The organism is Flavobacterium sp. RNTU_13 (assembly GCF_046614455.1).
Taxonomy (GTDB): domain Bacteria; phylum Bacteroidota; class Bacteroidia; order Flavobacteriales; family Flavobacteriaceae; genus Flavobacterium.
On record NZ_JBKJHB010000002.1, the window covers coordinates 245,668 to 271,941 of the forward strand.

A 26,274-nucleotide genomic window follows, 5' to 3' on the forward strand; every position below is an offset into this window, starting at 1 on the left:
ACCAAATAAGTTATGCAGAAGATATCTCTTGGATTAATAGATGACCATAAAATTGTAAGGCAGGGGCTTGCGCAGCTGCTTGAAAAAATAGGGAATTACGAAGTTGTGGCAGAGTGGGATACCGCTACGGCTTTTATAGCCTCTTTACCACTACAATCTGTGCCCGATGTGCTTATTGTAGACTACTCTATGCCGGGACTTACAGGTGTAGATCTTCTAAAGCGCTTAGACGAATTACAGCAGTCTTCAGAAGAGCATAAAACAGAGTTTAAGGTGTTGCTGCTAACCCAGCATTTTGATGAAACTATTATAGACCAAGCATATTATTTCGGGGCACGTGGTTTTTTACATAAAAACTGTACCGCAGCCGATATTAAATATGCTATTGATGCTATAGCTACCACGGGCTATGTAAACGTAATGGAAATATTAAAGCGGGTAAAGAAGTTTGATATAGCGGCTGTAAATCAGGAAAGCAAACCTAAAATAGAGCTTACCGCCAGGGAATTTGAATTCCTTAAACTGGTATGCGATGAGCGTGAACTTACATACGATCACATGGCTGATATTATGTGCGTGTCTGTAAAATCCATTGAAGCTTACCGTAGTGCATTGTTTGATAAGTTCGGAATAAAGTCAAAAGTGGGATTAGTACTGTTTTCCTATAAAAACAAACTTACCCCACCTTTTAATTAATTTTTACATAGCACTGCTGTCGCGTGTGCCTTTAATAAGGCCAATGCCCGATATAAAGAATATAAGACCAAGTATTCCGTAAATAGCCAGCACTTTAATGCTGCTTTCTCCGGTGTTGGTATTTATAAAAATATAGGCAGCATAAATAAGGCCTATAATACCTAAAATGGTAAGGACGGCACCAAATATACGTTTAAGGTTCATAGTTTCAGTTTTTTAAGGTTATAACCTCAAAATTCCTTATTTTTTTGTAATACAATGTGTTATTTCACAATAGGTTAACGCTTATAGTTTTGTTAATTCAACTGGGTAAGGGTAGTTGTGTTAAAACCTTCTGAATGAAATGTTATAGTGTAATAAAGTTCTGGTATGTAGCGTTTTAATTTATGATATTTGAAGAGCTAATGTTTAAACCTGTTAATCATGAAAGCGGTGTATGTATTTCTGGCAATGTCAGTTATGGGGTTAGGAGCATCGTTAGGCTCCGGTTATGTAAAGTTGGGTAATAAAGCCTTTCAGGTTCTTATTACCGATGCGCTGTACCTGCTCACGGGTTTATCATTTGTTATTGCACTGGTATGGTTAGCTGCCGAAGTACGCAGACGAAGGTCTGGGCGCGGGTTTATGACCATAAGGCAATACTACATGTATAAAAGTGCAAGGTAAATCACCTAAAAAACATTAAAAACCGACGTTATAGTCGGTTTTGTCATTATAAAAAAAGCCACCCTTAGCAGGTGGCTTCTTCATTATCAAAAAGTGTTGTTCAGTTGTTGTTTACAAGGTGGCTCTGGTTACGAAACACCAGTTGCCCATCAAAGCTATCCAGTAATATAATACTGTCTGTAGTAACTTTTCCGCTTAGGATTTCTTTACTCAGTTGATTCATTACTTCTTTTTGTATTACACGTTTTACTGGGCGTGCCCCAAAGTCAGGATCATACCCTTTTTTAGATAGATAATCCAAAGCTTCCGGCGTAGCATCCAGCGTAATGCTTTGCTGAGCCAACAGCTTTTTAACGCTGTTTAGCTGCAAGCCTACGATTTCGCGGATGTTAGCACTGCTCAGCGGGGTAAACATCACTATGTCATCTATACGGTTAATGAACTCCGGCCTTACGGTTTGTTTCAGCAGGCCAAGTACTTCTACCTTAGCGGCCTCAATGGCAGTGTCTATATCTTTAACGGCTTCAAATTTTTCCTGTATAATGTGGCTGCCTATATTACTCGTCATAATAATAATCGAGTTTTTAAAATCGGCAAGGCGGCCTTTATTGTCGGTAAGCCTACCTTCGTCTAATACCTGTAGCAATATGTTAAACGTATCTGGGTGGGCTTTTTCTATCTCATCCAGCAATACTACACTGTACGGTTTACGGCGTACCGCTTCGGTAAGCTGTCCACCTTCGTCATAACCTACGTATCCCGGAGGCGCACCCACAAGCCTGCTCACGCTATGGCGCTCCTGATACTCGCTCATGTCTATACGGGTCATGGCGTTTTCGTCATCAAACAGGTAACTGGCAAGGGCTTTTGCGAGCTCTGTTTTACCTACACCCGTGGTACCCAGGAACAGGAACGAACCTATAGGTTTCCGCTGGTCCTGAAGTCCTGCACGGCTACGGCGCACAGCGTCGCTTACTGCCTCAATGGCTTCTTCCTGACCTACTACGCGTTTGTGCAGTTCGGCTTCCAGGTTCAGTAGCTTTTCGCGTTCACTTTGCAGCATTTTAGTTACCGGTATGCCGGTCCATTTTGCTACTACTTCGGCAATATCCTCGTGGGTTACTTCCTCTTTTATAAGGCTTTGGCCTTTTTGGGTTTCCTGTAGCTGCTGTTGCAGGCTGTTCAGCTTTTCTTCAGATTCTTTTATTTTACCGTAACGCAGCTCAGCCACCTTACCGTAATTACCTTCGCGTTCGGCCTTTTCGGCATCCAGCTTGTAGTTCTCAATATCTGTTTTTGTAGCCTGAATGCTGTCTACCACATCTTTTTCGCTTTTCCAGCGGGCAAATATCTCGTTGCGCTCCTCTTTAAGATTGGCGAGTTCCAGTCCCAGCGATTTTAGCTTCGGCTCGTCATTCTCGCGTTTTATGGCTTCAATCTCAATTTCAAGCTGCATTATCTTACGGTCCAGCACATCAAGCTCCTCGGGTTTGGAGTTAATTTCCATGCGGAGTTTACTTGCGGCCTCATCCATAAGGTCAATCGCCTTATCGGGTAAGAAACGGTTGGTAATATAGCGTTGCGAAAGTTCTACTGCGGCTATAATAGCATCGTCTTTAATGCGTACCTGGTGGTGTGCCTCGTATTTTTCCTTAATACCACGTAATATAGAGATAGCGCTTTCAGTATCAGGCTCGTCTACCATTACTTTTTGGAAACGCCTTTCAAGTGCCTTGTCTTTTTCAAAATATTTCTGGTACTCGTCCAGTGTAGTGGCACCTATAGCACGCAGTTCACCTCGGGCAAGTGCAGGTTTTAGTATGTTGGCTGCATCCATGGCACCCTCGCCACCGCCGGCGCCCACAAGGGTATGTATCTCATCTATAAACAGTACAATGTCGCCCTCGGCAGAGGTTACCTCTTTTACTACTGATTTTAGCCTTTCTTCAAACTCACCTTTGTACTTTGCTCCTGCGATAAGCGCGCCCATATCAAGCGAGTACACCACCTTGTTTTTAAGGTTTTCGGGCACGTCACCCTGAATAACACGGTGTGCAAGCCCCTCTGCAATAGCCGTTTTACCTACGCCGGGCTCACCCACAAGCATTGGGTTGTTTTTGGTACGTCGGCTCAGTATTTGCAGCACACGGCGAATTTCCTCGTCACGGCCTATTACAGGGTCTAGCTTACCATCGTTAGCCAGTTGGTTCAGGTTTTTAGCGTATTTGTTTAGCGAATTGTAGGTTTCTTCAGCACTGGCACTGGTTACCCTTTCGCCTTTACGAAGCTCGTCTATGGCAGCTCTGAGGCCTTTTTCGGTAACGCCCTGGTCTTTTAATATCTGGGCTACCTTGCTTTTTGTGCCGAATATGGCAAGCAGTAAGTGTTCTATGCTTACGTACTCGTCGTTCATTTTACGGGCAATGTTGCTTGCCTCGTTAAGTGCAGTGCTTGCCTCGCGCGAAATTCCCATTTCGCCGCCCTGTACCTTAGGGAAACTGTTCAGTGTACTGTCTAGTATCTGACCGAAAAGGGCTACGTTTACGTTTAGCTTTTTAAGCAAAAACGGCGTTACGTTTTCGTCTACTTCCAGGATAGCTTTAACAATGTGTTCGTTTTCTATCTGCTGGTGGCCAAAGCTCTGGGCTATTTGTTGTGCCCTTTGTATGGCCTCTTGTGATTTTATAGTATAATTGGCAAAGTTCATATCGTATTTTCTTAAATTTGATATCTGTAAGACAATTTATGTTCCAATACGTGTAATCTGACGAATTGACGGTTTTGGTTGTAGAAATTATAACAAAAAGCGTCAAAATGTCGTAAATATTTAAAAATATGGGTTTGTTTGGTGGTATATTCGGTAATTCTGACAATAAAGATACAAACACTTCTGCAGTAAAGTGGAACGATTTAACAGAAATAAAACAGCTGGATGATATTGTAGTGGAATCAGTAGAAACACCTGTAATCATTTTTAAACACAGCACCAGATGTGGTATCAGCCGCATGGCGCTGAAAGGTTTTGAAGGCAATTACAGTATAGGGGAGGAGCACGCCAAACCCTATTACCTGGACCTGCTGAACCACCGCGATATTAGCAACGAAATAGCCAACCGTTTTGGGGTAATGCACCAAAGCCCACAGGTAATTGTAATTAAAAACGGAGTTGCTGTGTACAATGAATCACACGGCGATATTGATGCCAATGAGGTAAAGGGGAGTATTTAACAAAAAATGCTCATTTAATCTTTTACTTATTTATTTAACCTGGCAGTAAATTTTCTCAATCTAACCTGGTTGATTACATCATCATGTGAACCTTTTATAATAGTTTGTTTCCCATTTTGATATACAGTATCAACAAAGAAATTATTAGGAATAATATCCTGTGAAATCATTCGGTACTTACCTTTAATATGGGTGAGCAATGCAGTATGCGGAACATACTGACCATTGCCTACACAAGGCGATATATCGTATCGTAATACAGCATCTACATATCTGTCGTTATTGAGATGCAGCTTATAAAGCTTGTCTACCCTTGTGCACATTTGCCAGTCACCACTTTGAAATGATTTTTTCTTAGAAAAGTATTCTTGTAGTGCTACTTCAGCCATTTCTAACGTAAGGTTATCATTATTGCCCTTTTGCAGGAATGTAAGGCTATCTGCCTGTAACAATGTATCAAGGTCGGGAGTAGGGTTAGCTAAAGTTTTTACACGTCTTGTACCAGCTGAACCGGCAATTATAGCTAATAGTACGATGATTATTGTTATGGTTTGTTTCATATTGCTTACTTCAAAATTATTTTTGCGGTGTAGGGTGTAGCAGTAGGGGGGTGTGAACGGTCCAGTATACTATCCTTTATGTGGAGTATACCATTACCACCCAAAATATTATCTATGTAATAATGGTCGGGTAAAAAATCTTCGTTTACAAGTATGTAATCTCCATTTTCGTTAGCCGTAATCATGGCGGTATGCGGACGTATATGGTTGCCGTTTTCAAAACAATCGCCTTTAAAATACCTAACGATACCCAATGGATACCTACGGTTTTTTATATTTATTTTACGAAGGTCAAGTAAATTAAAACATCGTGGTGAGACACTATCATTTGTACCTAACAGTGAGTCTAAGCTCAATGCTCCCTCCGGATAAAAACCTTTTGGCTTGTAGTAATCTTCCAGGACTTTTTTTGTTATGCTGTTTGTAAGCGCTTCGGGTATACCGTTGTATAAGTAAATGCTATCAGCATAAAGTGTAGTATCGTTTAAATCCTTAAAAGCAATTACCTGTTCCGGGATATTTTTTTTACTACAGGAAAGCATGCACATTGCTAAACAGGCTGTTAATATTATTCCTGCTCCGTTATTTCTTCCGTTTCTGTTTTTATGAGTTTCCATTTGCCGTTTTTGCCGTTATATTTACGTATTTCTGCTCCTTCTCCTGTGTAGGTATCTATTTGCGTGTTATCTTGAACTTCCTTCTTTACTGGCACTGCCGCGAAGCCGTCAAGTTTGTATGTGTACCCTGAACTTATCCCAAACGCACCAGATACTTCTGTGCAACTGATTATTTTTGTTTTTGCATTGTATTGCGGTGCGCACCACACATTCTGTTCATCTGGCGTGGTATGGAGTTTTTGCAACTCACCCTTTGCAGAATTATTAAGGAAAATTTGCTCCCATTCGTTCCCGTGTACATTGGTATGTGTCCAGCACATAAAATCTTCGTTTCCATCCTGGTTAAAGTCCGTTATCCTAAATGCAGGAGTAACTCCAGGAAGAACAGAATAACGAAGTGTATCTATAGTTTGCCAATGCTCGTTTATATATTGCGAAAAAACTACCGATTCATCGGCAACGACGGTTAAAGCACAACGGATAGGGTTATTACCGTTTAATTCAAATTCATTGCGTAGTTTATTACCCGATGTCCAGTTAATGCTATCTTGTTCTTCATTGGTCATTACAGATGTAAATGTAATTTCAACATTGCGGGGAACAATTTTTGTTTTAACACAAGAAAGCATGCACATTGCTAAGCAGGCAGCTAATATTATTCCTGCTCCGTTATTTCTTCCGTTTCTGTTTTTACGAGTTTCCATTTGCCGTTTTTACCAATATAGGTTTTGTTTATTATTGCATCAGCCTTTGTTGCACTGTCAGACTCATTTTTTTCTAATGGTTTGGCTATCAAATCATCAAGCTTATAAGTTGCAGTATTGGAGATACCATATGCACTTGAAAATAATTCAGTGTTTATGGTTTTGGTTTTTGGATTGTACTGAGGGTTATCCCAAATATAATCGTCATCGGCAGTATTATAAAGCTTTATAAGTTTACTGCCATTGTTGAGATAAATATATACCCACTCGTTTGCATTTACGTTACTTGAAATAAGGCACACAAGGTCATCGTTACCATCGTTATTAAAATCTTTTATTTCAAATTGTGATACTATCCCTTCTTCTGTTATAATCCAATGCCATGGCTGAAATTCAGATCTATCCTGCTCGTGCCACCTATCATCAATCCTTTGCGAAAGCAATGCAATGCTATCGTTTAGAAGTTCAAATTTGTAAGCGAGAGGTTTTTTACCGTTAAGTGTAAATTCTGATGTGGGTTTTTCGGTTTTCCAATCAACGCCAATGTCAGAACTATCGTTTACCGGGGCTGTTTTCTCAAAGGTAATATAGGCTACAGTGTCTTTAGCAGCTACGATTCCTTTAGCTTTGGTTTCGGTTTTTTTAGGATGGCACTGTGCTAAAAGGCTTAATGAAATAAGTATCGCAGCCCATTGTAAAGATTTCATTTGGTGGTAATGATTTGATCCAAATGTAACTAAATATTTCGTTCGCAAGCATAAAAAAACCTCCGCAAAGCAGAGGTTTTAAAAGTATGTTTTTCAAGTTTAGTTTACAATCACCTTTTTAGCGGTAGATTGATTACCCGATGTCATTTTTAAGATATAAAAGCCTGTAGGGAGGTCTTTTACAGTATACGTATGGTTTACAGCCTGGGGCTTGCTTACCTTTTGTACCAGTTGCCCATTTAGGTTTACCACCTCAATTTGCTCTATATCGTTGCTGGTGTACACGTTTACTTCATGGTTTATCGCCGGATTAGGGAATACCGCCACCTGAAGGTCGTTTACGGTTACCGTACCGGCTATACCCCAGCGGTCTTGTGCCACAGGGCCACCCCATATAAGTGTAGCCAGGTAAGGGTTATCTATAAACGGGTTACGGTTACCTTGTCCGTACGTATTGTTGGCGTTACCCAGATAGGTGTTACGGTTATCCTCGTAGCGGCTTGTAGGGTCTTCGGCATTCCATTGTAGCAGGATTTCAGGCATATTGCTGTCGCTGGCTACTGTTGCGCCTGTAGCGGCTACTTTAGGCAAACACTGGTCGCCATAGCGCAGGTACATGTACATAAGTATACGTGCTACATCTCCTTTCCACTCGTCTCCCGGATACCAGTATGCGTTACTTACAGGGCCTGAGTTACCAGAACCGGCAGCGTATGGCTTATTGGCACGGGCACCGTTGCGGTCTACGTCGCATGCGCGGAGTAACTGAGCATCGGCACCTGGACCCATTTGCCCAAGTTCAGGATTACCTAACGATTGCGGAAAAGCGTGCTCGCGGTTCCATTCGCAGCTGGTAGCACCACCGTTACTTTCTTTTAGCCTTCGGCGGTGCTCGCTGTCGTCTGAAGGCGATGCAGGGCACACATTAGCGCTAAAACCGTAAAGCAGTAGTACGTATTGAGAATCGTTAGGGTCGAGGTCGGTATTTTTAATCGCATCCCAAACTTGTGAGTAAGTTAACTGACGGGTGTGGGTTGTAGAAATTTTGTCGGCAAGTGCCGCCTTTAATGCCATACCGGTTTGGTTAAAGTTAAAACCGTTGTAGTACGGCGCAGCAGGAGCACCGTCCTGAGCAAACCCTAGGGCGCATAAAAGCCCCAGAGACAGAGTAATTATTTTTTTCATTTAAAAAAATTAAGCCAACAAATGTAAATACAAATACATTAATGTTGGCTTAATTTTAACAACAAATGTGTGTAAAGTTATTTTTTTCGCTCCATGAGTGCCATATAGAACCCGTCAAAGCCTCCTTCTGATGCCAGGATTTTACGATCCTGTACAAAAGTGAACTCTTTACCTATCTCGGTTTCGGCTAAAAATCGTTTTACCTGCTGCTCGTTTTCACTTGGTAAAACACTACAGGTAGCGTACACCAGTTTACCGCCCGGCTTTACGATTTTACTGTAGTTTTCCAGTACCTCAGCCTGTGTCTTACGGATGTTATCTACAAACTCAGGCTCCAGTTTCCATTTAGAGTCTGGGTTACGTTTTAGTACGCCAAGGCCGCTACAAGGGGCATCTATAAGCACACGGTCTGCCTTTTCGTGTAGTTTTTTAATCACCTTAGTGTTTTCAATTACACGATATTCTATGTTAAAGGCGCTGTCGCGCTTGGCGCGAAGCTTAAGCTGTTTTAGCTTACTTTCGTAGATATCCATGGCTATAAGCTGGCCTTTGTTTTCCATAAGGGCAGCAAGGTGCAGGGTTTTTCCTCCGGCACCGGCACAGGTATCTACCACACGCATGCCCGGTTGCACATCAAGAAACGGTGCTACAAGCTGAGACGAAGCGTCCTGTACTTCAAACAAACCTTCCTTAAAAGCATCGGTAAGGAAAACGTTAGCGCGTTCCTTTAGTATTAGTGCAAACGGATATTCTTTTAAAGTAATGGTTTCTATATTGCTTTCGCGAAGTATGTTTTGAAGTTTTTCGCGGGTAGTTTTTAGAGTATTTACCCTAAGAATTACCTGAGCCTGCTCGTTTTGGGCGGCAATTTCCTTGCTCCATTTTTCTTCGCCCAGTTCTTTTACACCCAGCTCGTCCATCCAGTCTGGTATGGCCTCACGGAATTTGCGTATTTTGCTAAGCTCGTCAAAACGGCCTTTAATACGGCGTATGGGAGTTTCCTCAAAATATTTCCAGTCGGGTAACTGAATCCCGCGCAGGACAGCCCATACGGCAAAAATACGCCACAGGTTATCACGGTCATACGGTTCTTTTACCTCGGCTATTTCGGCATAAAGGCGTTTCCATCGTACAATTTCGTAAATGGTTTCGGCCACAAACTTGCGGTCATGGCTGCCCCAGCGCTTGTCTTTTTTAAGCGCACGGGCTACTACCTTATCGGCATACTCTCCGTCATTAAAAATATAGCCCAGGGAATCAATCACCGTAAAGCATAAATTTCTGTGTAATCTCATTGCAAAAAATTGAACTGCAAAGGTACTATATTTTAGCGGATGTTTCGCTATTTAATGTGTACGCAAGTGGGTTAGTCTTCAAATACAACATCCTTACGTACCCGAAATGTATATCCTACACTAAGTTGCAAGGTTGCATTTCGTACTTCTTTTGTATTAATGAGGCCGGATTCTTTATAGATAAATAATGTATTTAAACCCTGGTAGGCGCTAAGTTCGGCAAAGAAATTGTTAACCGTAAAACCGGTACCCAAATGTAATCCTAAGTCTGTTTTTTTATCTATCTTAGGGGGGAGATAGCTGTAGTTTTCCTGCTTTATAAGGAAGCCTATTTGTGGCCCAGCTATTATATATATATTTCTCCAAAATTTAAAATCAAGAGGTAAAGTCACGTAGTCCAGTTTATGTGATTTAGCCGCGTCTGACTCTTCATATCCATCTAAGATTGAAGCTAAGCTAATCTTTTTTGGTGTTCTGTTGCCTTGTTGAGAGTATAACAGTTTTGGTCGAAAAGTTATTTTGGCGTTTAGCGGAAGTTCATACACAGCTCCAAAGTGATAACTCAACCCGTCTGAGCCGTTTATTTGTTTAGCAAAACCATTTGTAAACATAGAATATCCCGTACCCACAACGAAGCCTAATTTTTGTTGTGAATATGCACTTATGGCTAACAAGATTAGTAAGCAGAGAAGTATTTTCTTCATTGGTTGGTTTTTTCAAATATATGAAAAAAACTATAGTTTTGTTTTTTTAACATTAAAAAAGCCGCTCCTTTCGGAACGGCTTTCATATCAATTTAAAATCTGTAATTAGTATACAAGTTTTACAGAAACTTCAAACTCGTCATAGATTACTTTGTCGCCAAGGCCTTCAAAGAAGCTCTTAGAACCGTATTTAATGTCGTATTTAGTCCTGTCGATGTTAAATGCAGCAGAAGCAGCATTTTTACCAGCAGTAAGGTCAAAAGTTACAGGAGCAGTTTTACCTTTAATTGTAAGGTCTGCAGTAACAGTGTAAACACCTTTAGATTTTTCTTTTACAGAAGTAAATTTAATTGTAGCAGTAGCATATTTGTCAGTACCGAAGAAATCGTCTGCCTTAAGGTGGCCTTCAAGTTTCTCTTTACCTTCACCTGCTTTAAGGTCTGTACAGTTAATAGAGTTCATGTCTACAGTAAAAGCACCACCGGCTACTTTACCACCTTTAAAGGTAAGAGCACCGTCTTTAAAGCTGATAGTACCACTGTGCTGGCCGGTTACTTTTTTACCTACCCATGCAATAGTACTTTTCTTAACGTCGATTTTTTTAGTTTGTGCTGTAGTAGTAAGAGTTGTAAGCGCCACTACAAGAGCGATAGCAATTGATTTTAGATTTTTCATCTGTGTTTAAAATTTTAGGATTAAAAGGTATAATTAAATTGTTACAAATAATTCATTTTCAGGCTTACGTACCTTTATAAAATGCTGGTTAGCATCTTCTTCATGGCGGTAACCTATGGTGGCTACAAGCGAGGCATTAAGCCCTTGTGCACTTAGCCCAAGTATTTCGTTTATAGTTGCAGGGTCAAAACCTTCCATAGGTGTTGCGTCTATTTTAAGTAGTGGCGCAGCGTGTATAAGGTTTGCCAGTGCTATATAAGTTTGCTTGGCAGTCCAGGTGTTTTTTTGCTCTTCGGTAAGGGTACCTATAAAGCCTTTAATGTAATCGCCAAAACCGGCTACTGCCTCTACAGGTATACCACGTACTTCGCTTACGTTTTCTATGTATTTGTCTACCTGCTCATTGCCCACGTTCACTTCATTGGCAAAAATGAAAATGTGAGATGACTCTTTAAAAAGCGTAGCGTTGTTTCCGCTGGCGCCTGCGGCAAGTTTTTCTTTCATTTCCTGGCTTTCAATAACAAACACCTTGTAAGGCTGAAGGCCTACAGAAGATACGCTTAGCTGCACCGCCTCTTTTAGCAGGGCAAGGTCTTCTGCCGATACCTTTTTAGTGGTATCGTATTTTTTTGTGGCATAACGCCATTTCTGACTATCTAAATAATTTTTCATGATGAATATAATGTGCTATTATATATTATTGTTTCCTATATTTTTCCAGCAATCTGTTTAACGTTTCCAGTTCCTCGGCAGAAAGGTTTCTTGCAAACCTGTTTTCGGCTTCCTCTACCAACGGATCCAGATTTTTAAGCAGCTCCAGGCCTTTTTCTGTAATGCCTATTTCCATTTTACGGCGGTTACCCGGGCATACTTCGCGGCTTACCAGGCCTTTTAGCAGCAGCTTGTCTACCAGGCGGGTAGTGTTGCTGGTTTTGGCTATCATGCGCTCCTGTATTACGCACATGTTTACCGTGTTTCCTTTTTGCCCCCTTAATATGCGCAGTACATTAAACTGTTCCTGGCTCAGGTCGTACGCCTTCATAGTGTCTTGCACCATTTCGCCCATAAGGCGTGCAGTATAGATCAGGTTCATAAGTACCTGTTTTTCTATAGACATGTTAGGGCTTTTTATTACATCCTGAATTTTCATTAGCTCAAGGTCATTTGTATTCTCAACAATTGTATTTACAATATTTGTATATACAAATGTAAGTGTAAAAAGAATATCCGCCGTTAAAACGGTTGTTAATTTTTTGTTAACAGAAAAAGACAGCCTGTTTTTGGGGTAATTTTATACTTTAAATAAAAGCCACAAGGCATTTACAAACATGAAAAAGATACTTATACTAATCCCTTTATTGGCAATTTTTATTCTGGCAACAGCCTTTTCTGCGCGGAGCAGGGCGGGAGAACCTAAGCCGGTAAAGGTATACACTAACGGTAAAACCACTGTAAAAGCCTACGAGTGGGATGGGCTGGAATACTTTCTTAACCAAAAAAACGATACTACTTATGTGGTAAACTTTTGGGCTACGTGGTGCGTGCCGTGCGTAAAAGAGTTGCCCGCTTTTGAGCAACTCGCCCAAAAATACAAGTCGCAAAAGGTAAAAGTTATTTTGGTAAGCCTTGATATGCCTAAGCAGGCCGAAACCCGGTTACTGCCCTTTATAGAACGCCAGAAAATAAAAAGCAAGGTATTGCTAATGCGCGACCCCGACCAAAACACCTGGGTGCCAAAGGTAAATGCCGACTGGAGTGGGGCTATCCCGGCAACGGTAATTTACAATAAAGACAAACGGTCGTTTTACGAACGCTCGTTTACCCTTGCCGAACTGGAAAAAGAACTGAATACAATTCATAAATAATAACTACAATAATGAAAAAGACTTTAAAATTTCTTTCGCTGGTTTTAATAATGGGCGCGCTTGCAGCCTTTACCACTGCCGATGCTCCCGCAGCAGGTTACAAAGTGGGCGACGTAGCCACTGATTTCAGCCTTAAAAACATTAATGGTAAAAAGGTAAGCCTTAAAGATTTTACGTCGGCCAAAGGATTTATAGTGGTGTTTACCTGTAACCACTGCCCGTATGCACAGGCGTATGAAGACCGCGTACTGGCGCTCGATAAAAAGTTTAAGGCAAAGGGCTATCCGGTTATTGCCATTAACCCTAACAACCCGGACAAGGTAGCCGAAGACAGCTTTGAAAATATGCAGAAGCGTGCGAAAGAGAAGAAGTACAGTTTCCCGTACCTGCTGGATGAGGGCCAAAAAATTTATCCGCAATACGGCGCTACCAAAACCCCGCATGTATACGTGCTACAAAAAACTGCAAACGGCAACGTAGTAAAGTACATAGGTGCTATAGATGACAACTATGAAGATGGTAAGCTGGCTAAAAAACATTATGTAGAAGACGCCGTAAATGCACTGCTTGCCGGTAAAGAGGTGCCGGTAAAAGAAACAAAGGCTATTGGCTGTTCCATAAAAGCATAATACCTTTACGGCTGTAACACAAACAAACATTTTTTACATGGACTTAAATCAGCAAGAGTGGTGGGATGGCGCACAGGCAGACGCCGATGCGGTAATACTGGACGTGCGCACCCTGCAGGAATGGAATGAGGGTATTATACCCGGAGCCATTAATATAGATATTTTTCAGGGGCAGGAGTTTATAAATGCCATAGATGCGCTGGATAAAACCAAGAGTTATTACGTGTACTGCCGTTCGGGTGGGCGCAGTGGTAACGCATGCGGACTTATGAGCCAGCTTGGTTTTGAAAAAGCCTTTAACCTTAGTGGTGGAATCATGGCTTGGGATGGCCCTTTAGTAGCACCGGAGTAAAATTTATCTTTTATAGTATTAAGAATCCGCCTTCGGGCGGATTTTTTTTAGCCACTAATTTCACGAATTAACACGAACTGATTTGTGCTAATTCGTGAAATTAGTGTGAGTCTTTTATCATTTTATCAGATTAACAAATTAACAAATCCACGTATCAACCCCTTCACAATTCCCTAAAACATTTCCCTCATTCCAAATAAATCCTTAATTTCGTAGCGCACAAATTTTAACGCGAAATATTTACGAGCTGATGAAATACGATATCATTGTTCTAGGCAGCGGCCCGGGTGGTTATGTTACTGCTATTAGGGCATCGCAACTGGGCTTTAAGGTAGCCATTGTAGAAAAAGAAAGCCTTGGTGGCATTTGCCTTAACTGGGGGTGTATACCTACAAAAGCACTGCTTAAAAGTGCACAGGTATTTGATTACCTGAAACATGCATCTGATTACGGCCTTACCGTAAAAGAGTTTGACAAGGATTTTGGCGCTGTTGTAGCACGTAGCCGTGGCGTAGCCGAGGGTATGAGCAAAGGTGTTCAGTTCCTTATGAAAAAGAACAAAATTGAAGTTATATACGGTTACGGTAAAGTAAAACCGGGCAAAAAAGTTGAGGTTACAGATGCTGACGGAAAAGTAAGCGAAATCAGTGCCGATAACATTATTATTGCTACAGGTGCACGCAGCCGTGAACTGCCTAACCTGCCACAGGACGGTAAAAAAGTAATAGGCTACCGCCAGGCCATGACGCTTCCTGAGCAGCCTAAGAGCATGATAGTAGTAGGTTCTGGCGCTATAGGCGTAGAGTTTGCCCACTTCTACAATGCTATGGGTACTAAGGTTACCATTGTAGAGTTTATGCCAAACATAGTTCCGGTAGAAGACGAGGATGTATCAAAACAATTTGAGCGTTCGCTTAAAAAGTCGGGTATCGAGATTATGACAAACTCATCTGTAGAGCGTATAGATACTACAGGAAACGGTGTTAAAGCGTTTGTAAAAACCGCTAAAGGCGAAGAAGTGTTGGAGGCAGACGTACTGCTTTCGGCTGTAGGTATTAAATCAAACATTGAAAACATAGGCCTTGAAGATGTAGGTATTGCTACAGACAGGGATAAAATCCTTGTAAACAAGTACTACGCTACAAACGTACCGGGTTATTATGCTATTGGCGACGTGGTTCCGGGTCAGGCGCTTGCACACGTAGCTTCGGCAGAGGGTATTCTTTGTGTGGAGAAACTTGCAGGCTTACACGTAGAGCCGCTTGATTATGGTAACATACCGGGCTGTACCTACGCTACTCCAGAAATTGCTTCGGTAGGGCTTACTGAAAAAGCAGCTAAGGAAAAAGGTTACGAAATCAAAGTGGGTAAATTCCCGTTCTCGGCTTCAGGTAAAGCTAAGGCTGCCGGTACTCCGGATGGTTTTGTAAAAGTAATATTCGATGCTAAGTACGGCGAATGGCTGGGCTGCCATATGATTGGTGCGGGCGTTACCGATATGATTGCTGAGGCTGTTGTAGCACGTAAACTTGAAACAACAGGCCACGAAATACTAAAAGCAGTTCACCCGCACCCTACCATGAGCGAAGCGGTGATGGAAGCTGTTGCTGCTGCTTATGATGAGGTAATTCACCTGTAATTTCAGATTTCAGATTATGTGGCGTTCCATTCTAAACAAAGCGTAGTTGAAGAATCTCAAACTATATTATAAGTCCGTCCTTTTTAAGGGCGGATTTTTTATATCTTTAAAGTATGAAAACCAACCTCGTGAATTTTTATTTTAACAAGTGGTATGCGCCGGTTTTGTTAGCGCTTGTTTCTGGAATAATCTGCTTTTTTTTTCTAGTTTCAGTGCGGTATAACTACGTGCTTGAAATATCAGTGCTTATTCCTTTTTTAGCAGTAATAGTATCGCTGTTTTTAGGGTTTAGACGATTGTTACGTAAGGATTATTTCGATGGTACTTTGCAGTTGGCAGGTTCACTGGCAGTTGGTTTTATAGGAGTTTATATAGGAGGAATAATTTGCTTTTTTTACCCGTACGACTTTTTTGGTCAATCGCATACGGTTCCCGAAGGCGTAAAGTATAATATTCCTTTAGAACAAGGCAAACCATCAAACAGTGCCATAAACGAGATTACTTTATACAACGGAATCCAACCCGGTATTTACTATTATAATGTTGAGGTTACAAATTTACCAACAGGATTTATATATCTAAAAGCCTATGAGGTTACAGAAAACATTCCCCTCTCTGCTGAACGCTTACATTATCGTTCTGAGATAAAAATAGAAAAACCTATTATAGATACTCCTGTTATACTAAGCCTTCCTGCACAAGAGGATTTCACCATTTACGAAGGCGATTGGGGCGATCCTTACCTTGCCCGTTTTGAATTGTGGTTTAAACCCGATGCCGGCGGGAAAGAGAAAAAGTTAAGCGAGAAGATTTATAAAATCGAAGGCTGGATGCGATAGCTATTATACTAGCTTTAAAAGAAGTAGAAAATGCAACCATATTATTTAGGATTTTTATATCCGTTTGTAATTATAGGTATCGGTATATTTATTGTGTACCAAAAGACTAAGACCAATAAAGAGCGTACCAAGTTTGCCCTCTCGTTGTTACAAGACAATGTTACAGAAATCATTAAGAATATAAAAGCTGAGGTGGTAGGTTCAGGGACTAAAAGATCTAAAGACTTTTACTTCCGAAGGTGTGATGTTTACGTACTGCCCGATGCTGTATTTTTAGTTACCTATACTTTTTTTGGCAACGGAAAGCCATTATTGCTTACAACGAACAAGGAGAAATACGCACGCTTTATTGCAGGCGGTGTTTTGCCCGAGATTAAGAAGATTAACCCAGATTCTTTTAGCCATTCGGTATATATAGAATATGGTGATATATCATTACATTCTATGGAAGTAGATATTCATCTCTATGGCCTTACCGAAGCCCAGCGGGAGTGTTTTAGGTTTTAGATTTTATCGCAGTGAATGTATGATTCGAATTAACCAACAGTAGAGTAATGGATATATTTTTTTTGCAGATCATAATATTTGTGATTATAATAATTGCAGCTTTATACATAAGACATACAATTAACGAAAAACGGACGGCAGCGGTTGTTTTAGCGATCAACGGTAAAATAGTAGTAAAAATAAAAAATATAAAAGCAGAAGTGTTTTCAAATGGTGCGCAGGATTGGAAATTTAACTTTAGAAAGTGTGATGTTTATGTTTTATCCGATGCCATTTTTTTAGCAACATACAAAACGGTTATAAAAGGGGTTCCGGTCTTTTTAACTTATAATAAAGAGTTATATAACGCTGTCATCCCGCAGTACGCTTTGGTAAATTTGAAGAAAATAAATCCTGATTCTTACGGTAAATCTGTGTATTTAGAGTACCAACATCAAGAAGGTAATTCCCATAAATTTAACGTTGATATGCATCTTTACGGCCTTACCGAAGCCCAGCGGGAGTACTTCAGGTTTTAATAACAAAAAGCCGGAACATTACTGCCCCGGCGTTGCATATTTTGTTTAGGCTGTAAATCTTAAAACTAACAACCATCAACTAATAACTAATTTTTCATCGAAGCCATGTCTATTACAAAGCGGTATTTTACATCGCTTTTCAGCATACGGTCATACGCTTCGTTAATGTAGCTCATGTCTATTACTTCCACGTCAGATGTAATGTTGTGCTCAGCGCAGTAGTCCAGCATTTCCTGGGTTTCTTTAATACCACCTATAAGGCTGCCCATAATGCTACGGCGCTTACCTATAAGGCTAAACGCAGGGGTAGTAGATGGAGTAGGAGGTACACCCAGCACTACCATAGTACCATTTTTGCGAAGCAGGTTCAGATACGTAGCGTATTCGTGCTGTGCAGAGATAGTATTAATAATAAAATCAAAGCTGTTTTGTAATGATGCCATTACAGCAGGGTCAGTAATCAGGGCAAAGTTATGTGCACCCAGTGATTTGGCATCAGCCTCTTTGCTTGGCGATGTACTAAGCATGGTAACTTCTGCACCAAAAGATACGGCAAACTTAACTGCCATGTGGCCAAGGCCTCCAAGACCAAGTACAGCTACCTTATGGCCTTTACCCACTTTAAGGTGGCGTAGCGGCGAATAAGTAGTAATACCTGCACAAAGCAGTGGTGCCACACCCTCTAGCGGAAGCTTGTCTGATACGTGCAGTGCGTAGTTTTCGTCTACGTTTATGCTGGTGCTGTAACCACCGTAGGTAGGTATGTTAGTACCGCGCTCGTAGCTGTTGTAAGTACCCGTCATACCCTCGTCGCAGTATTGTTCCTCGCCGTCAAGGCAGCTTTGGCAGTGGCGGCAAGAGTCTACAAAGCACCCAACACCGGCAAGTTCGCCCACCTTAAAGTTGGTAACCTCGCTACCTACCGCTACAATGCGGCCCACAATTTCGTGACCCGGAACTACAGGGTATTTAGCAGGGCCCCATTCGCTGCGTGCCGTGTGGATGTCGCTGTGGCACACGCCACTGTATAGTATGTCAATCTGGATTTGGTGCGGGCCTACTTCCTTACGTTCAAAGTCAAATGGCCTTAAAGGTGTTGTAGCGTCGTAAGCCGCATAAGCATTTACTTTAATCATAATTGTTTAATTTGTTTAGGTTATTTATTTAGGCTATCGGCTTTTAGGCATTCGCTATCAGCCAATTCAAAATTATCTTCGCTCAGTTCGCCTTGCTGGCTCGCGTTAAAATTCAAAATTTAAAATAATGATTACCGTTGCAGTTTTTCAGCCAGTTCCCTGCGGTATGTAATCCCTATAGGAATATCGGTACGTTTTATAACCACGTGGTCTTTATGAACCTCATCTACCTTATCAAGCGCTATAATAAACGACTTATGCGCCCGCATAAAATTACCCGATGGCAGCAGGTGCTCCAGGTCGTTTGTGGTTATGCTGGCCAGGTAATACCGCTTTTGGGTAAATATTTTCACGTAATTGCCGTAACTCTGCGCATAGAGTATAGAGGCAAGTTCTATTTCTATGTTATCGCTGTCTACCTTTACGGTAATAGTACCACTCATCTCTGCCTGAAGTTCTGCAGGGCTGGCATCAGACAATTCAAGGTAGCGTTTAATGGCTTTTTTAAACCTGGGGTGAAAAATAGGTTTAAGCAGGTAATCCATAACCCCGTATTCGTAGCTCTCCAGCGCAAATTCGCTGTAAGCGGTGGTGAGTACGGTTTTAGGGCGTTGTTTTAGCTTTTTTAGCAAGTCCATACCGCTTAAACCGGGCATGTCTATATCCAAAAACATAAGATCTGCCATATGGGTTTGCAGGTATTCTAACGCCTCCACACCATTATAGCACTGGTGTACAAGCTCCAGAAACGGATCCTGGTTAATGTAGTTAGCCAGCACGTAGTGTGCGGCGGGTTCGTCGTCTACTATAATACAGCGTATGGTTGTGGCAGTTGTCATAATCGTTTTAGCTGTAGTTGTAAATGTACAGAAAATATACCGTTTTCCTCTATGTTTAACGTATAGTTATTACCATACTGCAGCTTAAGTCGCTCCGTGGTATTGCGTATACCTATACGGGTACTTACTACATCGGGCTTGTTTTCCGGTACAGAGTTTTTTACGTAAAAATCCATTTTACCTTCCCTTACCTTAATGTGTATATCTACAAAACTGCGTTCTATAGTGCTGGTACCGTGCTTAAAAGCATTTTCTACAAAGCAAATAAGCATCATAGGAGGTATTTTGTAAGCGCCCTCCTCGTCGTTGTCTACGTTAAACTGAATATCGCAGCGATAGCCCACACGTTCCTTTTCCAGTTCGGTATAGCTTTGCAGAAAGTTCACCTCATCGTCAAACGGTACACACTGGCGTTCATTACTTTCCAGCTGGTAGCGCATAAGTTGCGATACGTGCATAATCAGGTTAGGTGTACGTTCCGGGTACTGCAGGCTAATGCCGTATAGGGTATTAAAGGTGTTGAATAAAAAGTGCGGATTAAGCTGCTCTTTAAGCGAGTTTAGCTGCGCCTGGTTGTACAGCAGTTTTTCGCTGTCCAGCTTTTTACGGTCGCGGTAAAACTTAAAGATCAGCGTTACCGAAATTATACATACCAGCGTAGCTACTAATGTAGCGGTTTGAAACCAGTAACTTTTTTGCTGAGATGTTTTGTACAAAAAGCAGTTACGGTAAATCCAGTTTGTGGTGGCCTCGTACATAATAACCGAAAACACCGCCACAAGTGCCGCACTTGCTATTAGGTACAGCCAGGGCCTGTGCTTTTTAAGCAATATAGGCAGTAGTAAAAAGCGGTTTATCTGCGCATGAGAGTACAGCATACAAAAGTATAGCGAACCGCTCCACACACCTTTCCAGGAGCGTATAAGTATCCAGTCGTTAAGCGTAAACAATATAAAGCAGAACACCAGTATCAGGAGTTCCTGCCACCAGGGGTTTTCTGCTATTTTTGTAAAAGTGCGCTTCATTATTATTGTAATTACTATGCAAAGTAACTACATAATATGCTAACTGATGGTTTTTGTATGACGAATTGAATTCATCATTTAAAACAAATTAAACGAACGTTTAAAAAAATGCGTGTGTACCTTTGCCCTACAATTTTTTTTCAAAACCTTACTTTTTAAATAACCATCACATGTACGCAAAAAAGATCATGCTGCTGCTTTTGCTGCCGGTTATGTACTCGTATAGCCAAACGCTTACCCTGCGCGAGGCGGTAGATACCGGTATGGCAAATTACGGTTTGGTTAAAGCCAAGGAAAAATACGCCCAGGCTTCAGACGAAACGGTAAAGCAGGTAAAACGCGACTATTTGCCAAACCTTAACCTTTCTGCCCAGCAGGATTACGGTACCGTAAATGGCCAAAATGGCCCGGCTTATGGCTTAGGTGGCCTTGGTGTGGCTTCATCGGGCTTGCCACTGCCTCAGCAAAACTGGAATGCTGCCTTTGGGGCACTGTACCTGGTAAATGTTAACTGGGATTTCTTTACGTTTGGGCGCACTAAAGAGCGTATAAACGTAGCGAAAGCCGATGCCCAGCGCAGCCGTAAAGACTACGAGCAGGAGCAGTTTCAGCAAAAAGTGCGCATAGCAGGCGCTTACCTAAACCTGCTTGCGAGCCAAAGGCTGGTAATTTCTCAGCAAAAAAACCTGAACCGTACCATAGTAGTACAAAAAAACGCGGCGGTACGTGTAAAAAACGGCTTACTGCCGGGTGTAGATTCTACGTTGGCTTCCGCCGAAGTATCCCGCGCTAAAATTTCGCTAAACCATTTAAAGGAGCAGGTAAAGATGCAAAATGCAGAACTGGTGCGCCTTATGGGTGTAGATCCTAAAGACTTTGTAGCTGATACTACGCTGGTAGCACGTATACCAAAAGCTATTTTAACCGATGGGCCTTCCGGCGCAGAAACTAATCCTATTTTGCAGTTTTACAAAAGCAGGGTAGACCTTAGCAACCAGCAGCAAAAAGCGTTTAGCCGGGAATACTGGCCCACGTTAAGCTTATTTGGCGTGTTTCAAACCAGGGCGTCGGGGTTTAAGTCTAATTATGCCAGCGACCAAAATGCCTTTACACAAAACTATTGGGATGGTGTAAGCCCTAACAGGCAAAACTATCTGGCAGGTGTGGGGCTTACCTGGAACCTTACTGCCATAGCACGTTCGTCTAAAAAGGTAAGCGCCCAAAAACTGATTACCGAAGGGCTTCAGGAAGAATATAATGCGGTAGACAACCAGCTTAAAGCCCAGCTCGACGCTGCTAACGCGCGTATAAACTTTGCCATGCAAAACTACGGGGAAGCACCAAGGCAGGTAAAGGCCGCGCAACAGGCCTATTTGCAGCGCACTACGCTATACAAAAACGGACTTACTAATCTGGTAGATGTTACCCAGGCGTTGTATACGCTAAACCGTGCCGAGACAGACCGCGATGTAATTTACACTAACGTATGGCAGGCATTATTACTTAAGGCTGCTGCAACCGGCGATTTTAACCTGTTTATAAACGAACTATAATTACCTTACCATGAATTTAATCCGTTTTGCGCTTCGCAAACCCATATCTATACTGGTGCTGGTGGCCGGGCTCTTTTTCTTCGGGATAGGTGCCATAAGAGACATTAAGGTAGACATACTACCAAAAATGAACCTGCCGGTAATATACCTGGCACACCCCTTTAACGGTTACACTCCGGATCAGATGGAGTCGTACTTTGCTAAAAACTACATTAACATTATGCTTTTTGCCAATGGTGTAAAAAGCATTGAAACCAAAAACATACAGGGACTTACCTTAATGAAGGTAACCTACTACGAAAACACAAATATGGCACAGGCCGCTGCCGAGCTTAGTGCATTAAGTAACAGGATTCAGGCTGCCTTTCCACCGGGGTCGCAGCCACCGTTTGTTATCCGTTTTGATGCTTCCTCGCTGCCTGTGGGCCAGCTTGTACTGAGCAGTAAATCCAGAACCAATAACGAGCTCCAGGACTTGGCAAACGTGTATGTGCGCGCGTCTTTTACCAGTATACCGGGATTGCTGTCGCCACCACCCTTTGGGGGTAGCCCGCGTACCATAGAAATAAATGTAGACCCTGCCAGGCTAAACGCCTACAACCTTACGCCAGACCAGATTGTAGAATCTATAAGGCTTAATAACCAAACGGCACCTTCGGGTAACGTACGTGTGGGCGATAAAAACTACATTACGCCTACAAACAATACCATTAAGGAAATTAAGGATTTCGAAAAAATACCCATTTTTAAAGGCGGTGTACAAAACCTTTACCTGGGCGATGTAGCCAGCGTAAAAGACGGTGCCGATATTACAAACGGCTATGCCCTTGTAAACGGTAAACGGTCGGTGTATGTAAGTATTGCCAAAGCCGGCGACGCTTCTACGTGGGATGTAGTGAAGCAGCTAAAAGCTAACCTGCCCAAAATACAAAGCACACTGCCACCCGATGTTTCGGTATCTTATGAGTTTGACCAGTCGGTTTACGTAATTAACTCAGTTAAAAGCCTTATAACAGAAGGTGTAATAGGCGCTATACTAACAGGGCTTATGGTAATCCTGTTTCTTGGCGATAAGCGTGCCGCGCTTATTGTTATCCTTACCATCCCTATCTCTATTATATCGGGCGTGTTGTTCCTTAAGTTATTTGGGCAAACCATAAACCTTATGTCGCTTAGCGGACTGGCGCTTGCCATAGGTATATTGGTAGACGAAAGTACTGTAACCATAGAAAACATTCACCAGCATTTTGATATGGGTAAACCCAAGGCACTTGCCATTTGGCATGCCTGTACCGAAATAGCCTTGCCAAAACTGCTTATCCTGCTGTGTATTCTTGCTGTATTTGCCCCGGCTTTTACCATGGCAGGCATACCGGGGGCGTTGTTCCTGCCGCTGGCACTGGCCATTGGTTTCTCTATGGTGGTGTCGTTCTTGCTTTCGCAGACGTTTGTGCCGGTAATGGCAAACTGGATTATGAAAACCCACGGCAATGAAGAAGCACACGGACAAAACCCCGAAAACTATATTCATAAAGACGATTTTGCCGAACGCGAAGATTATGATGTAGACGGCAAGGTAAAAGGCTTTGATAAATTCCGACTTGGTTTTATTAAGTTGATAGACCGCCTGTTGCCTAAGCGTAAGTTTATAGCCCTGGCATATCTTGTTATTATCAGTGGCCTGGCGGTGCTTATGCTAAATGTTATAGGGCAGGATGTATTCCCGAAAGTAAACAGTAGCCAGTTTCAGTTACGCATGCGAGCCGAAAACGGTACCCGTATAGAGCGCACAGAAGAAAAAGCCCTTAAAGTGCTAAAAATCATAGAAGGTACAGTGGGCAAGGACCACGTAGGCATTTCATCGGTATACGTAGGTATGCACCCATCGTTGTATTCGGTTTCGCCTATATATCTGTTTATGGCGGGCCCTCATGAGGCGGTGTTCCAGGTGGCCCTTAAAGACTGGCATACCGATATGGACACGTTTAAAGATACCCTGCGCCAAAAAATAGCTAAGGCAGTACCGGGTGTACAGGTGTCATTTGAACCCATAGAACTTACTGATAAGGTATTGAGCCAGGGATCGCCTACACCCGTTGAGGTGCGTATAGCGGGCAAAAACAAAAAGCTGAACGAACAGTATGCAAACAAGCTGATAGCTGAGCTAAAGAAGAAAAGCTATTTTCGCGATGTGCAGCTGGCACAACCCATACATTACCCGGCGCTTAACATAGAGATAGACCGTGTACGTGCCGCACAGCTCGGTGTAGACATGAGCGATGTTTCGCGCTCGCTCATAGCCAGTACATCTTCATCGCGCTATACCGAAAAAAATACCTGGATAGATGAAAAGGCAGGATTGTCTTATAACGTGCAGGTACAGGTGCCACTGGATAAAATGAATACGGAAGACGATATTAAAAACATTCCGTTGCTTAAAAACTCCGTTCGGCCGGTATTGGGCGATGTAGCTACCATAACCCACGCCGATACGCATGGCGAAAATGATAATCTGGGTGCCATGCCGTATATTTCTATAACAGCTAACATTGACCATACCGACCTGGGTACCGCCACAAAAGACGTTAATGCTGTTATTGCAGGCCTTGGCGAACTGCCACGCGGACTTTTTATAGAGCCTATAGGGTTGAGTAAGGTACTTACCGAAACCATGGGTAGCCTTGAAAGCGGACTCCTTATAGCGGTGGTTGTTATCTTCCTTATGCTGTCGGCTAACTTCCAGTCGTTCCGCGTGTCGCTGGTCATCCTTACTGCGGTGCCTGCGGTGGTGTTAGGCGCCGTGTTATTGCTGTTAGCTACCGGAAGTACATTAAACCTTCAGTCGTATATGGGTATCATCATGTCGGTAGGGGTATCAATTGCAAACGCCGTACTGCTGGTAACTAATGCCGAACACCTGCGCAAAGAAAACGGGGGCGATGCCCTTAAAGCGGCACGAGAAGCTGCCAGCATACGCCTGCGCCCTATTATAATGACCAGTGTGGCCATGGTGGTAGGTATGCTACCTATGGCTATAGGCCACGGCGAAAGCGGTGAACAAACATCGCCACTGGGCCGTGCGGTAATAGGCGGCCTTATATTTTCTACACTTACCGTACTGGTTATATTACCCGTTATCTTTGCATGGGCACAAGGTAAAGCAAGCATACAAAGCCCGTCATTAGACCCGGAAGACGAACAAAGTAAACATTATGTACCTACACAATCATAATATGAAAAAGATCACCTTATTATCATCGGCAGCACTGGCGTTGCTGCTACTATACGGCTGTGGCGACAAAAAACAGGAAACCGCACCCGCAGTTCCTGAACAGCCCGTTCTTGAAACCTTTGACCTTTCTAAAGAAAAACTGTCGAGCCAGATAACCCTTCCTGCTGAATTGCAAGGGTTCCGCCAGGTAGACCTCTATGCTAAAGTGGCGAGCTACGTTAAAGAACTTAAGGTAGATATAGGCAGCCAGGTAAAGGCAGGACAACTCCTTATTGTGCTGGAAGCCCCGGAAATCAGTTCGCAGATTGCGGCTGCACAAAGCCGTTTACATTCGGCGGAGGCAGTGTATACCGCCAGTAACGCTACCTACAACCGCCTGCTGGAAACCAGCAAGGTAGAAGGAACCATCAGCAAAAATGATCTTGATATAGCCTTATCGCGCAAAAGTAGCGATTACTCGCAGCTACAGGCGGCTAAGGCCAGCATGAAAGAACTGCAAACCATGCAGGGTTACCTGCAGATACGCGCCCCGTTTGATGGAGTAATATCGGCCCGTAACGTAAACACGGGTGCTTATGTAGGGCCACAGGGTAAAGGCAGCGATTTGCCTTTGTTTAGCATACAAGACCAAACCAAGCTAAGGCTGGCGGTATCGGTCCCTGAGGCATATACAGGTTATATAGCCGATGGCGATGCGCTTAGTTTTACGGTAAACTCGCTTCCGGGCCGTACGTTTAAAGGCAAGATTACCCGCATGAGCGGCGCGCTGGATTTGAAGCTGCGTTCTGAACGCGTGGAAATGGATGTAGTAAATGCCGATAAAAAGCTGTTGCCGGGTATGGTAGCCCAGGTTATACTTCCGCTTAATGCTAAAGACAGCACGTTTGTAGTGCCAAAAACAGCAGTGGTAAACAGTGCCGAAGGTATTTATGTGGTAAGTGTAAAAGACAATAAATACCACCACACAGGCGTTGTAAAAGGCAGGGAGTTTGGCGATAGGGTAGAGGTGTACAGCGACAGCCTTACCGTAAACCAAAAACTTGTAAAGGCAGCCAATGAAGAAATGCGTAATGGCGAACCTGTAAATCCGTAAATTTTACTCG

General features: G+C 42.6%; 28 protein-coding genes. 13 read left to right on the forward strand and 15 right to left on the reverse strand.

What is annotated here, in order from left to right; all coding sequences use genetic code 11:
- Positions 1–12: 12 nt before the first annotated feature.
- On the forward strand, positions 13–696 hold the full coding sequence (locus tag ACLI08_RS06135) for a response regulator (RefSeq protein WP_411427582.1): 684 nt from the start codon (positions 13–15) through the stop codon (positions 694–696).
- A gap of 3 nt (positions 697–699) precedes the next feature.
- Here ACLI08_RS06135 and ACLI08_RS06140 read toward each other — a convergent pair whose 3' ends face one another.
- Positions 700–900, reverse strand: coding sequence for a hypothetical protein (locus tag ACLI08_RS06140; protein ID WP_411427583.1), 201 nt, complete (start codon positions 898–900; stop codon positions 700–702).
- Between the two features lie 219 nt (positions 901–1,119).
- On the opposite strand from ACLI08_RS06140, the gene ACLI08_RS06145 reads away from it, so the two are divergent.
- Entirely contained in the window at positions 1,120–1,362 is a 243-nt protein-coding gene (locus tag ACLI08_RS06145; RefSeq protein ID WP_411427584.1) for a hypothetical protein, read from the forward strand.
- 100 nt (positions 1,363–1,462) lie between these two features.
- Here ACLI08_RS06145 and clpB read toward each other — a convergent pair whose 3' ends face one another.
- Positions 1,463–4,069, reverse strand: coding sequence for an ATP-dependent chaperone ClpB (clpB, locus tag ACLI08_RS06150; protein WP_411427585.1), 2,607 nt, complete (start codon positions 4,067–4,069; stop codon positions 1,463–1,465).
- A 128-nt stretch (positions 4,070–4,197) separates the two neighbouring features.
- Between clpB and ytxJ the strand changes: the two genes are divergently transcribed.
- A complete protein-coding gene (ytxJ, locus tag ACLI08_RS06155) occupies positions 4,198–4,590 on the forward strand; it encodes a bacillithiol system redox-active protein YtxJ (protein ID WP_411427586.1) in 393 nt (130 codons plus the stop codon).
- 26 nt (positions 4,591–4,616) lie between these two features.
- On the opposite strand, the gene ACLI08_RS06160 is transcribed toward ytxJ, so the two are convergent.
- The 10 genes from ACLI08_RS06160 to ACLI08_RS06205 all read right to left on the reverse strand — a co-directional run bounded on the left by ACLI08_RS06160 (position 4,617) and on the right by ACLI08_RS06205 (position 12,130).
- On the reverse strand, positions 4,617–5,150 hold the full coding sequence (locus tag ACLI08_RS06160; protein WP_411427587.1) for a hypothetical protein: 534 nt from the start codon (positions 5,148–5,150) through the stop codon (positions 4,617–4,619).
- A 5-nt stretch (positions 5,151–5,155) separates the two neighbouring features.
- Positions 5,156–5,767 carry a hypothetical protein gene (locus ACLI08_RS06165; RefSeq protein ID WP_411427588.1) on the reverse strand — a complete coding sequence of 204 codons (612 nt, stop codon included), beginning with the start codon at positions 5,765–5,767 and terminating at the stop codon, positions 5,156–5,158.
- Positions 5,719–6,471, reverse strand: coding sequence for a hypothetical protein (locus ACLI08_RS06170; protein WP_411427589.1), 753 nt, complete (start codon positions 6,469–6,471; stop codon positions 5,719–5,721). The genes ACLI08_RS06165 and ACLI08_RS06170 overlap by 49 nt, the downstream gene beginning before the upstream one ends.
- Positions 6,423–7,178, reverse strand: coding sequence for a hypothetical protein (locus ACLI08_RS06175; RefSeq protein WP_411427590.1), 756 nt, complete (start codon positions 7,176–7,178; stop codon positions 6,423–6,425). Before ACLI08_RS06175 ends, ACLI08_RS06170 begins: the two co-directional genes overlap by 49 nt.
- Before the next feature lie 99 nt (positions 7,179–7,277).
- Positions 7,278–8,363, reverse strand: coding sequence for an endonuclease (locus ACLI08_RS06180; RefSeq protein ID WP_411427591.1), 1,086 nt, complete (start codon positions 8,361–8,363; stop codon positions 7,278–7,280).
- A gap of 77 nt (positions 8,364–8,440) precedes the next feature.
- A complete protein-coding gene (locus tag ACLI08_RS06185; protein ID WP_411427592.1) occupies positions 8,441–9,658 on the reverse strand; it encodes an RsmB/NOP family class I SAM-dependent RNA methyltransferase in 1,218 nt (405 codons plus the stop codon).
- A gap of 71 nt (positions 9,659–9,729) precedes the next feature.
- Positions 9,730–10,362, reverse strand: coding sequence for a porin family protein (locus ACLI08_RS06190; RefSeq protein WP_411427593.1), 633 nt, complete (start codon positions 10,360–10,362; stop codon positions 9,730–9,732).
- A 105-nt stretch (positions 10,363–10,467) separates the two neighbouring features.
- The gene (locus ACLI08_RS06195; RefSeq protein WP_411427594.1) at positions 10,468–11,037 is read right to left on the reverse strand and encodes a YceI family protein; all 570 of its coding nucleotides are present in this window, start codon (positions 11,035–11,037) and stop codon (positions 10,468–10,470) included.
- Positions 11,038–11,070: 33 nt separating this feature from the next.
- Positions 11,071–11,709 carry an NAD(P)H-dependent oxidoreductase gene (locus ACLI08_RS06200; RefSeq protein ID WP_411427595.1) on the reverse strand — a complete coding sequence of 213 codons (639 nt, stop codon included), beginning with the start codon at positions 11,707–11,709 and terminating at the stop codon, positions 11,071–11,073.
- 25 nt (positions 11,710–11,734) lie between these two features.
- Positions 11,735–12,130, reverse strand: coding sequence for a MarR family winged helix-turn-helix transcriptional regulator (locus ACLI08_RS06205; RefSeq protein WP_411428008.1), 396 nt, complete (start codon positions 12,128–12,130; stop codon positions 11,735–11,737).
- 235 nt (positions 12,131–12,365) lie between these two features.
- Here ACLI08_RS06205 and ACLI08_RS06210 point away from each other — a divergent pair, with 235 nt between their 5' ends.
- The 7 genes from ACLI08_RS06210 (at position 12,366) to ACLI08_RS06240 (ending at position 17,386) form a co-directional block, all read left to right on the forward strand.
- Positions 12,366–12,902, forward strand: a complete 537-nt coding sequence (locus ACLI08_RS06210; protein ID WP_411427596.1) for a TlpA disulfide reductase family protein — start codon at positions 12,366–12,368, stop codon at positions 12,900–12,902.
- Positions 12,903–12,913: 11 nt separating this feature from the next.
- Positions 12,914–13,531: a thioredoxin family protein gene (locus ACLI08_RS06215; protein ID WP_411427597.1), complete on the forward strand. Its 618-nt coding sequence runs from the start codon at positions 12,914–12,916 to the stop codon at positions 13,529–13,531.
- A gap of 37 nt (positions 13,532–13,568) precedes the next feature.
- Positions 13,569–13,883 (forward strand): rhodanese-like domain-containing protein, encoded by a 315-nt coding sequence (locus ACLI08_RS06220; RefSeq protein ID WP_411427598.1) that lies wholly within the window; start codon positions 13,569–13,571, stop codon positions 13,881–13,883.
- 250 nt (positions 13,884–14,133) lie between these two features.
- The gene (gene lpdA, locus ACLI08_RS06225) at positions 14,134–15,522 is read left to right on the forward strand and encodes a dihydrolipoyl dehydrogenase (protein ID WP_411427599.1); all 1,389 of its coding nucleotides are present in this window, start codon (positions 14,134–14,136) and stop codon (positions 15,520–15,522) included.
- 113 nt (positions 15,523–15,635) lie between these two features.
- Entirely contained in the window at positions 15,636–16,361 is a 726-nt protein-coding gene (locus ACLI08_RS06230) for a hypothetical protein (RefSeq protein WP_411427600.1), read from the forward strand.
- Positions 16,362–16,391: 30 nt separating this feature from the next.
- Positions 16,392–16,868, forward strand: coding sequence for a hypothetical protein (locus ACLI08_RS06235; RefSeq protein ID WP_411427601.1), 477 nt, complete (start codon positions 16,392–16,394; stop codon positions 16,866–16,868).
- Between the two features lie 47 nt (positions 16,869–16,915).
- Complete coding sequence (locus ACLI08_RS06240) at positions 16,916–17,386, forward strand: hypothetical protein (RefSeq protein ID WP_411427602.1); 471 nt, start codon at positions 16,916–16,918, stop codon at positions 17,384–17,386.
- A gap of 86 nt (positions 17,387–17,472) precedes the next feature.
- Here the strand turns inward: ACLI08_RS06240 and ACLI08_RS06245 are convergent, their stop codons facing one another.
- The 3 genes from ACLI08_RS06245 to ACLI08_RS06255 form a co-directional block, all read right to left on the reverse strand.
- Positions 17,473–18,522: an NAD(P)-dependent alcohol dehydrogenase gene (locus tag ACLI08_RS06245; RefSeq protein ID WP_411427603.1), complete on the reverse strand. Its 1,050-nt coding sequence runs from the start codon at positions 18,520–18,522 to the stop codon at positions 17,473–17,475.
- A gap of 131 nt (positions 18,523–18,653) precedes the next feature.
- Entirely contained in the window at positions 18,654–19,361 is a 708-nt protein-coding gene (locus ACLI08_RS06250) for a LytR/AlgR family response regulator transcription factor (RefSeq protein WP_411427604.1), read from the reverse strand.
- Positions 19,358–20,386: a sensor histidine kinase gene (locus ACLI08_RS06255; protein ID WP_411427605.1), complete on the reverse strand. Its 1,029-nt coding sequence runs from the start codon at positions 20,384–20,386 to the stop codon at positions 19,358–19,360. Before ACLI08_RS06255 ends, ACLI08_RS06250 begins: the two co-directional genes overlap by 4 nt.
- 170 nt (positions 20,387–20,556) lie before the next feature.
- Between ACLI08_RS06255 and ACLI08_RS06260 the strand changes: the two genes are divergently transcribed.
- From ACLI08_RS06260 to ACLI08_RS06270, 3 genes are read left to right on the forward strand one after another with little or no spacing between them, the layout of a single operon-like run.
- Complete coding sequence (locus ACLI08_RS06260; RefSeq protein WP_411427606.1) at positions 20,557–21,939, forward strand: TolC family protein; 1,383 nt, start codon at positions 20,557–20,559, stop codon at positions 21,937–21,939.
- Between the two features lie 10 nt (positions 21,940–21,949).
- Positions 21,950–25,171: an efflux RND transporter permease subunit gene (locus ACLI08_RS06265; RefSeq protein WP_411427607.1), complete on the forward strand. Its 3,222-nt coding sequence runs from the start codon at positions 21,950–21,952 to the stop codon at positions 25,169–25,171.
- A gap of 1 nt (position 25,172) precedes the next feature.
- Positions 25,173–26,264 carry an efflux RND transporter periplasmic adaptor subunit gene (locus ACLI08_RS06270; protein WP_411427608.1) on the forward strand — a complete coding sequence of 364 codons (1,092 nt, stop codon included), beginning with the start codon at positions 25,173–25,175 and terminating at the stop codon, positions 26,262–26,264.
- The last annotated feature ends 10 nt before the right edge of the window (positions 26,265–26,274 follow it).

What these genes read in the sequence shown, in the direction of transcription:
- ACLI08_RS06205 (WP_411428008.1), bottom strand. Translation starts at nt 12,130, where the DNA reads ATGAACCTGATCTATACTGCACGCCTTATGGGCGAAATGGTGCAAGAC.
- ACLI08_RS06135 (WP_411427582.1), top strand. Translation starts at nt 13, where the DNA reads ATGCAGAAGATATCTCTTGGATTAATAGATGACCATAAAATTGTAAGG.
- ACLI08_RS06235 (WP_411427601.1), top strand. Translation starts at nt 16,392, where the DNA reads ATGCAACCATATTATTTAGGATTTTTATATCCGTTTGTAATTATAGGT.
- ACLI08_RS06195 (WP_411427594.1), bottom strand. Translation starts at nt 11,037, where the DNA reads ATGAAAAATCTAAAATCAATTGCTATCGCTCTTGTAGTGGCGCTTACA.
- ACLI08_RS06265 (WP_411427607.1), top strand. Translation starts at nt 21,950, where the DNA reads ATGAATTTAATCCGTTTTGCGCTTCGCAAACCCATATCTATACTGGTG.
- ACLI08_RS06175 (WP_411427590.1), bottom strand. Translation starts at nt 7,178, where the DNA reads ATGAAATCTTTACAATGGGCTGCGATACTTATTTCATTAAGCCTTTTA.
- ACLI08_RS06220 (WP_411427598.1), top strand. Translation starts at nt 13,569, where the DNA reads ATGGACTTAAATCAGCAAGAGTGGTGGGATGGCGCACAGGCAGACGCC.
- ACLI08_RS06140 (WP_411427583.1), bottom strand. Translation starts at nt 900, where the DNA reads ATGAACCTTAAACGTATATTTGGTGCCGTCCTTACCATTTTAGGTATT.
- ACLI08_RS06240 (WP_411427602.1), top strand. Translation starts at nt 16,916, where the DNA reads ATGGATATATTTTTTTTGCAGATCATAATATTTGTGATTATAATAATT.
- ACLI08_RS06210 (WP_411427596.1), top strand. Translation starts at nt 12,366, where the DNA reads ATGAAAAAGATACTTATACTAATCCCTTTATTGGCAATTTTTATTCTG.
- ACLI08_RS06270 (WP_411427608.1), top strand. Translation starts at nt 25,173, where the DNA reads ATGAAAAAGATCACCTTATTATCATCGGCAGCACTGGCGTTGCTGCTA.
- lpdA (WP_411427599.1), top strand. Translation starts at nt 14,134, where the DNA reads ATGAAATACGATATCATTGTTCTAGGCAGCGGCCCGGGTGGTTATGTT.
- clpB (WP_411427585.1), bottom strand. Translation starts at nt 4,069, where the DNA reads ATGAACTTTGCCAATTATACTATAAAATCACAAGAGGCCATACAAAGG.
- ACLI08_RS06200 (WP_411427595.1), bottom strand. Translation starts at nt 11,709, where the DNA reads ATGAAAAATTATTTAGATAGTCAGAAATGGCGTTATGCCACAAAAAAA.
- ytxJ (WP_411427586.1), top strand. Translation starts at nt 4,198, where the DNA reads ATGGGTTTGTTTGGTGGTATATTCGGTAATTCTGACAATAAAGATACA.
- ACLI08_RS06165 (WP_411427588.1), bottom strand. Translation starts at nt 5,767, where the DNA reads ATGGAAACTCATAAAAACAGAAACGGAAGAAATAACGGAGCAGGAATA.
- ACLI08_RS06260 (WP_411427606.1), top strand. Translation starts at nt 20,557, where the DNA reads ATGTACGCAAAAAAGATCATGCTGCTGCTTTTGCTGCCGGTTATGTAC.
- ACLI08_RS06145 (WP_411427584.1), top strand. Translation starts at nt 1,120, where the DNA reads ATGAAAGCGGTGTATGTATTTCTGGCAATGTCAGTTATGGGGTTAGGA.
- ACLI08_RS06250 (WP_411427604.1), bottom strand. Translation starts at nt 19,361, where the DNA reads ATGACAACTGCCACAACCATACGCTGTATTATAGTAGACGACGAACCC.
- ACLI08_RS06255 (WP_411427605.1), bottom strand. Translation starts at nt 20,386, where the DNA reads ATGAAGCGCACTTTTACAAAAATAGCAGAAAACCCCTGGTGGCAGGAA.
- ACLI08_RS06185 (WP_411427592.1), bottom strand. Translation starts at nt 9,658, where the DNA reads ATGAGATTACACAGAAATTTATGCTTTACGGTGATTGATTCCCTGGGC.
- ACLI08_RS06215 (WP_411427597.1), top strand. Translation starts at nt 12,914, where the DNA reads ATGAAAAAGACTTTAAAATTTCTTTCGCTGGTTTTAATAATGGGCGCG.
- ACLI08_RS06230 (WP_411427600.1), top strand. Translation starts at nt 15,636, where the DNA reads ATGAAAACCAACCTCGTGAATTTTTATTTTAACAAGTGGTATGCGCCG.
- ACLI08_RS06170 (WP_411427589.1), bottom strand. Translation starts at nt 6,471, where the DNA reads ATGGAAACTCGTAAAAACAGAAACGGAAGAAATAACGGAGCAGGAATA.
- ACLI08_RS06160 (WP_411427587.1), bottom strand. Translation starts at nt 5,150, where the DNA reads ATGAAACAAACCATAACAATAATCATCGTACTATTAGCTATAATTGCC.
- ACLI08_RS06190 (WP_411427593.1), bottom strand. Translation starts at nt 10,362, where the DNA reads ATGAAGAAAATACTTCTCTGCTTACTAATCTTGTTAGCCATAAGTGCA.
- ACLI08_RS06180 (WP_411427591.1), bottom strand. Translation starts at nt 8,363, where the DNA reads ATGAAAAAAATAATTACTCTGTCTCTGGGGCTTTTATGCGCCCTAGGG.
- ACLI08_RS06245 (WP_411427603.1), bottom strand. Translation starts at nt 18,522, where the DNA reads ATGATTAAAGTAAATGCTTATGCGGCTTACGACGCTACAACACCTTTA.